9 protein-coding genes are annotated in these 10,239 nt (G+C 66.4%); 3 read left to right on the top strand and 6 right to left on the bottom strand.

The annotated features are described in order from the left end of the window. Nucleotides 1-148 precede the first annotated feature (148 nt). Both ACE3SL_RS09475 and ACE3SL_RS09470 read right to left on the bottom strand, forming a co-directional pair. A complete protein-coding gene (locus ACE3SL_RS09475) occupies nt 149-1,948 on the bottom strand; it encodes a diguanylate cyclase (RefSeq protein WP_374525489.1) in 1,800 nt (599 codons plus the stop codon). Between the two features lie 105 nt (nt 1,949-2,053). Continuing rightward, complete coding sequence (locus ACE3SL_RS09470; protein ID WP_374525488.1) at nt 2,054-2,662, bottom strand: TetR/AcrR family transcriptional regulator; 609 nt, start codon at nt 2,660-2,662, stop codon at nt 2,054-2,056. An 84-nt stretch (nt 2,663-2,746) separates the two neighbouring features. On the opposite strand from ACE3SL_RS09470, the gene ACE3SL_RS09465 reads away from it, so the two are divergent. Next, nucleotides 2,747-4,186, top strand: a complete 1,440-nt coding sequence (locus ACE3SL_RS09465) for a carotenoid oxygenase family protein (protein WP_374525487.1) — start codon at nt 2,747-2,749, stop codon at nt 4,184-4,186. Here the strand turns inward: ACE3SL_RS09465 and ACE3SL_RS09460 are convergent. Beyond that, nucleotides 4,107-4,967, bottom strand: coding sequence for an NTP transferase domain-containing protein (locus ACE3SL_RS09460; RefSeq protein WP_374525486.1), 861 nt, complete (start codon nt 4,965-4,967; stop codon nt 4,107-4,109). The two genes, ACE3SL_RS09465 and ACE3SL_RS09460, sit on opposite strands and share 80 nt — an antisense overlap. Beyond that, nucleotides 4,964-5,986 (bottom strand): phosphoribosylglycinamide synthetase, encoded by a 1,023-nt coding sequence (locus ACE3SL_RS09455; RefSeq protein WP_374525485.1) that lies wholly within the window; start codon nt 5,984-5,986, stop codon nt 4,964-4,966. The genes ACE3SL_RS09460 and ACE3SL_RS09455 overlap by 4 nt, the downstream gene beginning before the upstream one ends. 137 nt (nt 5,987-6,123) lie before the next feature. On the opposite strand from ACE3SL_RS09455, the gene ACE3SL_RS09450 reads away from it, so the two are divergent. Then, nucleotides 6,124-7,635, top strand: a complete 1,512-nt coding sequence (locus ACE3SL_RS09450; RefSeq protein ID WP_374525484.1) for a hypothetical protein — start codon at nt 6,124-6,126, stop codon at nt 7,633-7,635. A gap of 164 nt (nt 7,636-7,799) precedes the next feature. Further along, nucleotides 7,800-8,786 (top strand): LPXTG cell wall anchor domain-containing protein, encoded by a 987-nt coding sequence (locus ACE3SL_RS09445; RefSeq protein WP_374525483.1) that lies wholly within the window; start codon nt 7,800-7,802, stop codon nt 8,784-8,786. Nucleotides 8,787-8,886: 100 nt separating this feature from the next. Here ACE3SL_RS09445 and rplL read toward each other — a convergent pair whose 3' ends face one another. Together rplL and rplJ are read right to left on the bottom strand one after the other, a co-directional pair. Beyond that, nucleotides 8,887-9,264 carry a 50S ribosomal protein L7/L12 gene (gene rplL / locus ACE3SL_RS09440; RefSeq protein WP_374525482.1) on the bottom strand — a complete coding sequence of 126 codons (378 nt, stop codon included), beginning with the start codon at nt 9,262-9,264 and terminating at the stop codon, nt 8,887-8,889. Nucleotides 9,265-9,323: 59 nt separating this feature from the next. Next, nucleotides 9,324-9,839 carry a 50S ribosomal protein L10 gene (gene rplJ, locus ACE3SL_RS09435; protein WP_374525481.1) on the bottom strand — a complete coding sequence of 172 codons (516 nt, stop codon included), beginning with the start codon at nt 9,837-9,839 and terminating at the stop codon, nt 9,324-9,326. Nucleotides 9,840-10,239 lie beyond the last annotated feature (400 nt).

Below are 10,239 nucleotides of genomic sequence, written 5' to 3'. Positions count from 1 at the left end.
GAGCGAAGTCGAGACACGCTTGGGAAGCGCCAGCCTTCGCGTGTCTCGACTTCGCTCGACACGAACGGGAGTATAGAGCTTTGGCTTGTCCCCTTCCGATCGTTCCCGGACTATTCCTACCGAATCCGCGCACAGGCGAAATCACCACCTAAGCCGCCATCCGCAGCCGGTTCCGCCCTTCGCGCTTCGCAAGATAGAGCGCCTGGTCGGCGCGATGGAGCAGTTCCTCGGCGCCGGTTTCGCCGTCATAGATCGCCAGGCCGATGCTGACCGTCGCGGCGGGCAGTTCGTCCTCCGCACCCCGTTCGGCCGCGATCGCCTTGCGAAGCCGTTCAGCAACCATTTCTGCCGCCTGCGCGCTCGACCGCTGCAGGATGCAGACGAATTCCTCGCCGCCGAAGCGGCCGACCATATCTTCGTCGCGCAACGAGGCCTTGGCGCGGCGCGCGACGCGGCGGATCACCTCGTCGCCCGCGGCATGGCCGTAATTGTCGTTGATCCGCTTGAAATGATCGATGTCGAAGATCGCGACCGCCAGCGGCGCGCCATGCTCGCGCGCGCCGACGAGCGCCCGATCGAGAAAGGCCAGCGTGTGGCGGCGATTGGGAAGCCCCGTCAGCATGTCGGTGTTGGCAACCCGCTCCGCCGCGCTGCGCGCCGCCTCCAGGATGCGGGCATTTTCGACCGTCTCGGTCACATCCTGCACCGTGCCGAAGATACCGACCGCCGTGCCGCCGCGTCCCTTCTCGATCGAGCCGTGCGATTTCACATGGCGGATCTCGCCGTCAGCGCGCCGGATGCGGCCCTGATATACGAACGGCTCGCCCGTCCGCACCGCCTCCTCCAATATCCGCTGCACTTCGGCGCGGTCTTCGGGGAGATATTGCTCGACGCTATAATCGACATCGACCGACGACCCCGGCTCCAGCCCGTGGACACGATAGGTCTGGTCGGACCATTGAATCGTCCAGCGCACCAGATCGACCCGCCAATGGCCGACGAGCGCCGCCGCCTCGGCCTGGACCAGCCAGCGGTTGCTCTGCTCGAGGCGCTTGGCGAGCCGGCGCTGCACGACGATCAGCGCGGCGAGCGGCAGCGCGGTGAACAGCAGGGTCACCAGATAGAATTGCAGGAAGAAAACCTTGATCTTCTGGCTGCCGTCGATCGCCGCGATCGGGCCATGCCCCTGCCCCGTCAGCCACGCCGCGATGATCGCGACGATCAGCATGCCGGTCGCCGCCCCGAACGGTCCAAGCCGGTACGACGCCGCGATGACCGCGACGGTGGGCAGGAAGGTCAGCGGAAATTGCGATTGCGAGAAGGAAAGTGTCGTTAGCGCCGCCGCCAGAATCAGCAGCGCGACCGCCTCCCCCAGCATCGCGCGCGAGATATTGCCGAACGCTCTTTTATCCACCAGCCGCGCGAGCATGACGATCGGCGGCGTGACGATCAGCATGCCGAGCGCGACGGTCGTCAGCCACGACAGGAAGAAATCAGGGGCTCTGCTGACAAGGCTGGCGCCGATGAGCGCTGTCGCGATCGAGGCGCTGAGCGCGCTCGCCGAGAGGGTCGCAATGCAGAAATTGGCGACGGCGCGGAGGTTCATGAAGGACAACTCCCCCACGATCCTGCGCCGGATCAGCCACAGCGCGACGAACGCCTCGGCGCCATTGGCGGCGCTGAAGGCCACCGCGATCCATGCCGGCGCACCGCTCAGCATGTTGGCGGCGACGCTGGCGACGGCCATCGCAGCAAAGGATGCGAAGCGCGCCCGCGCCGGCATCAGCAACAGCAGCGCGAGGAAATAACCGCTCGGCGGCCAGATCGCAGCGATATTGTCGGCGCCTCTGGTCGCGTGCAGCGACAGGCTGGCGAGCAGGAAATAGCCGACGGCGGTCAGCAGCGACCAGAAAGCCGCCTCGACTCCGGGGGAGAGCGGGTGCCTCATCCGCCCCGTCTAGCCGAAAGATGGAAAACAAACCGCTAACATGAGCGGAAACCTATCCGCATTTCGTCGCAAAATCATGCGCTTTCCGAAAGCCGCGGATTGCGGTCAATCGACCCCGCCAAAGGTCATGCCGACGACCTCTTCGACCAGCGCCTCGTCCCATTCGATGCGGCGATCGATCACCAGCATCGCGAGCCCGTGGACGAGCGACCAGGCATGGAGCGCCGCGGTTTCGGGATTGTCGAGATAGGGCATCGTTTGCGCGACGCCGGCACGGAGCAGATTATAGCCGACCTCGCCGCCGTCGCCGCCCGGTTCGCAGCGTTCGGACATCTGGCGCGTGAAGCTCAGCCGGAATATCGCAGGCTCGTCGTGCGCGAAGCGGACATAGGCGATGCCCGTCGCGAGGAAGCCCGCGCGGCCGCCGCCCGCCTTCAGCCACGCCTGCGACTGGAGCGCACCGAGCCGCCGCAGCCCCTCGTCGGCGAGCGCGTCGAGCAGCGCCTCCTTGTCCGGGAAATGGCGATAGAGCGCGGTCGCGCTGACCCCGACGTCGCGCGCCAGCGCGCGCAGCCCCAGATCGGTCCCGTCGCCGTCGCGCAGCCGCTTCAGCCCCGCCGCGATCACCGCGGCACGCAAATCGCCATGATGATAGGAAGCCGCGCTCTTGCCCGCGGCATTTTCCATGTTGACACTGTTATCTTGTTCGGTCATGTTGTCACTGTAAACATTTCGAGTCGCCCGCGCAACCCCGCGCTGCGCGGCACCTTCGCAACCTTCCGCTTAAGGAGCATCGCCATGGCGAGCAACGTCGAAAACCTGATCCGCGGCGCGGTCACGAAAGGCATCGTCAAGGTCGCCGATTTCAATCGCAAGCGCCTCCCCCGTCCCACCGACGCGCACCCCTTCCTGACCGGCATCCACAAGCCGATGACCGAGGAATTCACGCTCGAGGCGCTCCGCGTCGACGGCGAAATCCCCGCCAGCCTCAAGGGCCGCTATCTGCGCAACGGCCCCAATCCCGCCGCCGCGCCCGATCCGGCGAGCTATCACTGGTTCACCGGCGCGGGCATGGTCCACGGCATCCGCATCGAAGACGGCAAGGCCGACTGGTATCGTAACCGCTGGGTCCGCGGCGCCGAGGCCTGCGCCGTGCTCGGCGAAGAGGTGCCGCCGGGCCCGCGCGAGAGCAGCGATGCGCCGAACACCAACGTCGTCGGCATTGCCGGCCGCACCTTCGCGATCGTCGAGGCGGGCGGCAAGCCGGTCGAACTCGGATATGAGCTCGATACCATCGCGCACAACCCCTTCGACGGCACACTGGTCGGCAGCTACACCGCGCACCCGCACGAAGACCCGGCCACTGGCGAACTGCACGCGATCACCTACAAGGGCGATGAGCCAACCAAGGTCTGGCACGTCGTCGTCGATAAGAACGCCCATGTGATCCGCGAGGAAGCGGTCGCCGTCAGCGACGGCCCGTCGATCCACGACTGCGCGATCACCGAAAATTACGTCCTCGTCTTCGACCTGCCCGTCACCTTCTCGATGAAGATGCTGCTCGGCGGTTACCGCTTTCCCTATGCGTGGAACGACGCGCATCCGGCTCGCGTCGGCCTCCTCCCTCGAAAGGGCCGCGGCGACGAGATCGTCTGGGTGCCGGTCGAGCCCTGCTATGTCTTCCATCCCGCCAACGCGCACGAAACCGCTGACGGCAAGGTGATTGTCGATGTCGTCGCGCACGAAACGATGTTCGCAAGCTCGAAGCGCGGCCCCGACAGCGAGAAGTCGCGCATGGAACGCTGGACGATCGATCCGGTGGCCGGAACAACAATGCGTGCCGTGATCCATGACCATGCGCAGGAATTCCCGCGCTACGACGAGCGGCTGACCACCCGGCCCTATCGCTATATCTACAGCGTCGCGATCCCCGACGGCGCGAATGCCGAATGGCAGCTCGCCGAAACGCGGCTGTTCCGCCACGACCTGGAAAAGGACGCGACCGACGCCCACGACTTCGGCCCCGGCCGCCACCCCGGCGAGTTTGTCTTCGTCCCGCGCGGGGACCCGGGCGCCGAAGAAGACGGCTGGCTGATCGGGCTGGTCGTCAACATGAATGACGAGACCACCGATCTCGTCATCCTGAACGCCGATGATTTTACCGGGTCACCGCAAGCTGTCGTTCACCTGCCGCACCGTGTTCCGCCGGGGTTCCACGGGAACTGGGTCGCGGATTGACTATATCGGGGCGCTTCATCAGCGCCTCGGTAACGCGCAGCGAGCGTTCGTTATCGACATCGATCGCCGTCGCCCCGTTGCTTACCAGCAGCGGGGCGATGTCGACTTTCAGATGACGCGAAATGCGCTGGAAGATGTGGTGGATCGGCCCAAGCCCGAAGCGGAAGCGCAGCAGGTTGATGAGTCCGAAGGCCTGCATTACGCGGATCGGCTTCTTGACGAACTGCCCGCCGCCGCGAAACGCCTCCGCCGCCTTCAACGCCGCACGGTCGCCGATCCAGTAAGCGTTGCAGTTCGACACCGCGACATCCGAAAATTCATAAAAGCGCCGCTGCCCCTCGGGGTGCACCGCAAGCACATCTTCGCGCCGCGCGAGCGCAACCCCGGCACTGGCGCCGAGGCGCGCCGCTTCGGCGCCGATCTCGGCAATCGTTTCGGGCGTGAGCAGGCAATTGTCGGCGGTCGTGATGAACAGCGGAAAATCGGCCCGGTCAGCGGCTGCGAACACCGAGTCCGCCAGGTTATCGGCGGCTGGCACGATCACCAGCCGCTCACCGAGCCGCTCGATCACCGGATCGACCAGATCGTCGAGCAGCGTGTCATGGTGCGTCGAAACGAAGATGCGCCGTGCCGGTGTCGCCGCGGCGCTTCCCAGCACATGCGCGATCATCGGCCACCCGGAAACGGGGACAAGGCATTTGTCGCCGACCCCATGCGCCTCGGCAAGCGCGTCGACCGCACCGGGACGGCGGCCCGCGAGGATCAGGATTGAGCCGCTCATGCCGCGTCCCGCTCGCGGGTCACGCCAATCTGGCGGATCATGCTCTCGGCCACGATCGTCTCGATCAGGTCGGCCTGCGTGAAACCTGCGGCGACCGCAGCGCGGCCGAACACTTTTTCGGACCACAGGTTGCAGTTGAGATTGACCTCGAGGAGGCGGATCTCGCCCGTGGCGAAATCGATGCGGAATTCGAAACGGCCATAGTCGAAGGGCTGGAACACCCCGGCCATCCGCCGGGTATAATCGACGATCTGCTCGGCCAGCGTGCCCGCGTCGAACAGCTTGAGGCTGTATTTGGCGCTGCGGTCGACCAGGTCGCGCTTTTCCTGATAGGTGCGAAGGTGGGTCGGGTCAGCCTGTTCGAAGATCATCATCGGCAGCATCGTCGGTTCGCCGCGACATGTGATCACTGGCACTTCGACATCGCTGCCGTCGAGGAAGGGCTCGACGATCGCGTCATGATCGAGCGCGTGAATCTCGGCGATCGCCTGCGCCAGTTCGATCCGGTCGTGCGCGTCGCGAATGCCCCACGAGGCCGAGCTGTTATTCGGCTTGATCACCCAGCGCCGCGCGGGGGGACAGCGCGTCACATCGACCGGCGCGCCGCGACGAAAGAGCGCCCAGGGCGCCGTCGGCACGCCGAGCGCCGCGGCCTCGAGCTTGGTCAAATGCTTGTCGTCGGACAGCCCGCGCACGATCGGCGAGGCACCCATATAGGGAAGGCCGAGCCGGTTGCAGAGCAAAGGCAGCAGCATCTCGCTGTTATAGAAGCCACCGCGGTTGAGGAGGGGAAAGACGAAATCGGCATCGGGTCGCGTGAACAGCGCGGCATAGTCATTCTCGACGACGAGCGGGATGCCCAGCCCTTCGAGTATCTCGCGCGTCTCGCGGTGATAGAGGGCGTGATTGCCGTCGTCGGGGTGCAGCCCGCCGGTCCAGCGCGCATGCTTGGCGATGAAGAGGAGCCGCTGCGTATCGCGCAAGCGATCCGGCAGCCGCGTCGGTTTGAGATGTGTCATTCGCATGACCGTCTTTCACCACGCCGAGTTTGCAGCGCGATGACCCTTTGATGACTGCGCTGAAACCAAAGCGCCAAATCACTGTCATCTTGGCGCATTAGGGCGGTCGCATTCCCCGCCCACAGGATCCGTCCGCCATGCTGCCTGCCGCCAACGCTTTCGACGACCGCCGCTCGCCGGCCGCGCGGCGCCACGCCGCCCGGCTCGCCGATGTCCTTGCCAGCGGCGGCGACCAACGCATTCGTCCCGATGCCGGCGGGCGCAACCAATATCATGCGACCGTGCTGCCGTCGGACGCCCTCGCCTATGGCTCGTCGACGATCAGCAGCATTTCCGACCATAGTTTCACCGCGTTGCTCGATTGCTGGCACGACCGGCTCGACCGGCCGATGGCGGCTGGCGATTATGCGGAGGCGCTGGCGATGCTGCGCCTCAGGATCGCCGAACATTTCGGCCTGACCGACACGGCAATCGTCTTCGCCGCCTCGGGGACCGATCTCGAATATGTCGGCCTCGCCGCCGCGAACGACGGCCGGCCGATCACCGCCGTGCTGCTCGGCCGCGACGAGGTGGGCAGCGGCTGCGTCCACAGCGCCGCCGGTCGTTTCTTCGCCGCCGAAACGGCGATCGGCGCACGCGTCGTCGCGCAGACCGCGATCGACCCGGTGTTTGCCAGAACCGAACTCGTCGACGTCGCGGTCCGCGATGCGGCGGGACGTCCCCGGGCGTCGGCCGCCGTCGCCGCAGAACTTGCGCTGCATATCGACCGCGCCGCCGCGCAGGGCCGCCGCGCGGTCGTCCATGTCGTCCACGGCTCGAAATCGGGACTGACGCTGCCGGCCGTCGCCGACGTCGAGCGGCTCGCCGAGGCCCATGGCGACGCCGCCACTTTCGTCGTCGATGCCTGCCAGCTTCGCATGAACCATAACGCCGTGCGCTGCTATCTCGCGCTCGGCTGCGTCGTGCTGATGACGGGATCGAAGTTCGTCGGCGGCCCGCCGTTCAGCGGCATCGCGCTGGTCCCGGGCAGCGTCCGCAATCGCGCGCAGCCGCTGCCCGAGGGATATCGCCGCGTCGCGACGCGCGCCGAATGGCCGGCGGACTGGCCGGGCGCCGATACGCTCGCCGCGTCGGGCAATTTCGGGCTGCTGCTGCGCTTGCAAGCCGGAATGATCGAGATGGAGCGCTTTGCCGCGCTGCCCGACGAAAAGGTCGCCGGGGTCATCGCGCGCTTCAGCCATCATGTCATGCGGATGGTCAAGCGGCTGGAACTGACCGAGGTGCCGGGCGCGGGCACAAGCTGCCTCGCGACCGAGACGCTGCGGACGCTCGATCTGTCGGCGCGCTGGCCGGACTGCGATTTCGATGCCGCCAAGGCGATGCACGGCCATATCGCGCGCCATTCGCGCCAGTGGTTCGGGCACGAGATTCGGCTTGGCCAACCGGTCAAGACGCACCAGATGCCGGGCGGAGGTGCCGCGGGAACGCTGCGGCTATCGCTCTCGATGCCGCTCATTACCGATCTCGCGGAGCTACCCATGGCGGCACTCGATGCGCGGCTCGACCGCGATCTGTCGCTGGTGGGCGCGGCGATTTCGGCAGCAGCCTCGATGACGCTCGCAAGGCCCCGGCCAGCATCCATCGACTGATCGCGAAAGCGGTTCAGGAGCACAGCGGGCCGGGGCGGATTCGTCATTCCACCCCCCTGCGCGCACGTCCCATCGTGGAAATCGGCGATTTTCGGCAGCGCTTTCCGCGCGCCGTTCGTTGGTTTCTCACTATGACGAAAAATATCGCCCTCTCCCGCCCCACCATGAGCGCGATTGCCGCGTTCCTGGTCCTGTCCACCCCCACCGCTTTCGCGCAGGAAGCCCCGACCGTCACCATGACCCCGCCGGTCGCGCCGACGACGGTTCCGGCTCCGGTTCAGGCACCGGCAACTACTGCGCCTCCGGCCGCTACGACCACAGCGCCGCAGCCGGTCATTCGCGTCCCGCTCGACATCGCGCCCGCTGAGCCGGCGCCGAAGGCCGCCGAGCCGAAGGCTGCCGCGACGCCCGCGCCGAAGCGTGTGGCCGCCAAGCCCCGCGAAGTCGCAAAGCCCCGCGAAGCCGCGCCTTCCCCCGTTGCACCGCGGGAGGCAGCCGTCCCGGTGGCCCCTGTCGCCGCTCCTGCGATGGCGGAAGCCGCGCCGGTCACCGAAGCCGTTCCGATGCCGGCCGAGCCGGTCGCCGAAGCGACGCCCGCGCCAGTGGAGCGCGCCACGACGGGCGACGACAGCCTGCCTTGGCAGATCGCTGGTGGCGCTGCCGCGTTGCTGTTGATCGGCGGTGCTGGTCTTGCCTTTGCCCGTCGTCGCCGCGCATCGAGCGAAGTCTGGGAGTTCGACGAAGCCCAGCCCGACGCGGAATGGTTCCCCGGAGCCGCCGCGATCGCCGCCGAACGGACCGCCGAGCCGGCTGCTCCCGAACCGGCAGCGCCGAGGACCACGCCTACCTTCGCCGCCGCGCCGAGCGGTAGCATGGGCCGTCACGAAGCAATGGCGATGGCGGGCCCGACGCCCGACAATCCCTTCGCGACGCTGCAGAAGCGTCTCGCTCGCGCCCGCTTCCTCGACCGTCAGGAACGCGCCGAATATGACGCGACCCTTGCCGAACAGAAGGACATGCGTCGCAAGCCGGTGAGTGCATGGGAAATCTCGCAGCGCGAAACGCCTGCCGCACCCGCCGAGCAGGAAGTTCGCCGCCTCGAACCCGGCCGCGTCCGCAAGGATCTGAAGCCCGGCTGGACCCGCAACTAGGGCCGGCAAGCGCCGGACACGAAAAAGGGCGGCGCCGCGAGGCACCGCCCTTTTTCTTTGTCGCAAGCACGGCGGGCGAACCCGCCGGACCCGAACCGAATTACTTCAGTTCGACGGTCGCGCCGGCGGCGATCAGCTTGGCCTTCAGCTCTTCGGCTTCGGCCTTGTTCACGCCTTCCTTGACGGCCTTCGGCGCGCCTTCGACGAGCGCCTTGGCTTCGCCCAGGCCGAGGCCGGTGATCGCGCGGACTTCCTTGATCACGTTGATCTTGTTGCCGCCGTCGCCGGTCAGGATGACGTCGAATTCGGTCTGCTCTTCAGCAGCGGCGCCACCGGCGCCACCAGCGGCCGGAGCGGCAACCGCAACGGCAGCGGCGGCCGAAACGCCCCACTTTTCTTCGAGCAGCTTCGAAAGCTCGGCAGCTTCCAGAACGGTCAGCGCCGACAGGTCTTCAACGATCTTTGCGAGATCAGCCATTTTCATTCTCCATCAGAACCGGGAAAGCCCGGTGAATTGTTTTGAGGTAGGTAAGAGTCTTATGCCGCTTCCTTGGCGCCATAGGCACCAAAGACCCGCGCCAGCTGACCAGCCGGGGCCGCCGCAATCTGGGCAACCTTGGTGGCCGGAGCCTGGAGCAGACCGACAAGCTTGCCACGCAGCTCGTCAAGCGACGGCAGCGATGCAAGCGCCTTCACGCCATCCACGTCGAGGACCACATCCCCCATGCCACCACCGACGATTTCAAGCTTGTCGTTGGTCTTGGCAAATTCCACCGCGATCTTCGCAGCCGCGACCGGATCGGTCGAGGCGGCGATGGCCGTGGGGCCGGTCAGCAGGTCGCTGATGCCGGTGTAGGAGGTGCCATCGAGCGCGATCTTGGCCAGGCGGTTCTTCGCGACCTTGAAGCTCGCGCCCGCGTCGCGCATCTGCTGGCGAAGCACCGTCGACTGGGCGACGGTGAGGCCCAGGTTGCGAACAATCACAACCGTGGCGGCATTCGACAGCGTAGCGTTCAGCGAGGATACGGCTTCGGCCTTTTCAGCACGATCCATGCCTGTTTCTCCACTCATGCCCGGATGCACATGCGCCCTTATCCGAAGATGAAAGCGCGCGCGGCCGGGCCGCTAACACACGCGAAAGCCATGCGGGACGAATCCCGCCTGTCCTTCGCGCAACGATGTCCGATGGGGTCGGTCAAGCCGCTTGCGCCTGATAGCAGGCGGGCGACCGATAAAAGACTGTCCCCGTCTCGGCTGGAAATTAAGAAGGGCATATTCCCTTCACCAACTGTCTCGGACGGAATCGCCAAGGCCGGAGCCCGGACGACACGGGCGCGCTGATAGCGGAAAAGACGGGAGAGTCAAGGGCGCTCGGGGGCCTGCTGACGACCGAAAGCAGACAAGCCAAAGCTATACTCCCGTTCGTGTCGAGCGAAGTCGAGACACGCGAAGG

This window comes from Sphingopyxis sp. (genome assembly GCF_041916015.1).
Classification (GTDB): domain Bacteria; phylum Pseudomonadota; class Alphaproteobacteria; order Sphingomonadales; family Sphingomonadaceae; genus Sphingopyxis.
The sequence above is the reverse complement of the archived record's forward strand: the minus strand, read 5'-3'. Positions and strand labels throughout refer to the sequence as shown.

Bases quoted from the DNA above. Each gene is read 5' to 3' on its own strand.
- ACE3SL_RS09475 (WP_374525489.1), bottom strand. From the start codon at position 1,948: ATGAGGCACCCGCTCTCCCCCGGAGTCGAGGCGGCTTTCTGGTCGCTG.
- ACE3SL_RS09470 (WP_374525488.1), bottom strand. From the start codon at position 2,662: ATGACCGAACAAGATAACAGTGTCAACATGGAAAATGCCGCGGGCAAG.
- ACE3SL_RS09465 (WP_374525487.1), top strand. From the start codon at position 2,747: ATGGCGAGCAACGTCGAAAACCTGATCCGCGGCGCGGTCACGAAAGGC.
- ACE3SL_RS09460 (WP_374525486.1), bottom strand. From the start codon at position 4,967: ATGAGCGGCTCAATCCTGATCCTCGCGGGCCGCCGTCCCGGTGCGGTC.
- ACE3SL_RS09455 (WP_374525485.1), bottom strand. From the start codon at position 5,986: ATGACACATCTCAAACCGACGCGGCTGCCGGATCGCTTGCGCGATACG.
- ACE3SL_RS09450 (WP_374525484.1), top strand. From the start codon at position 6,124: ATGCTGCCTGCCGCCAACGCTTTCGACGACCGCCGCTCGCCGGCCGCG.
- ACE3SL_RS09445 (WP_374525483.1), top strand. From the start codon at position 7,800: ATGAGCGCGATTGCCGCGTTCCTGGTCCTGTCCACCCCCACCGCTTTC.
- rplL (WP_374525482.1), bottom strand. From the start codon at position 9,264: ATGGCTGATCTCGCAAAGATCGTTGAAGACCTGTCGGCGCTGACCGTT.
- rplJ (WP_374525481.1), bottom strand. From the start codon at position 9,839: ATGGATCGTGCTGAAAAGGCCGAAGCCGTATCCTCGCTGAACGCTACG.